Below are 228 nucleotides of genomic sequence, written 5' to 3'. Positions count from 1 at the left end.
ATCGGGATGCGACGGATCCAGACTCACCACATCGACGCTGCGGTAGCCGCGCTCGGCCACCAGCCGGTCGATCTCGGGACGATACGCCGCCAGCACCTCGGCCTGCGGCGCGCCCGCCGCGAGCGGCACCCGCGCCTGCCAGCGTTCGAACGTCACGCCGATGGCGGCCAGCTCGCGCCGGATCTCGCCGGCATCATCGATGCGGCGGCCGGCGGCGGGATCGTGCTG

General features: G+C 73.7%; 1 pseudogene. It reads right to left on the bottom strand.

Annotated features, from left to right (window positions below):
- A pseudogene (locus SB751_RS36095) lies at positions 1-228 on the bottom strand (cupin); the annotation flags it as partial.

The organism is Cupriavidus sp. SIMBA_020 (assembly GCF_046535395.1).
Lineage (GTDB): Bacteria > Pseudomonadota > Gammaproteobacteria > Burkholderiales > Burkholderiaceae > Cupriavidus > Cupriavidus campinensis.
The sequence above is the reverse complement of the archived record's forward strand: the minus strand, read 5'-3'. Positions and strand labels throughout refer to the sequence as shown.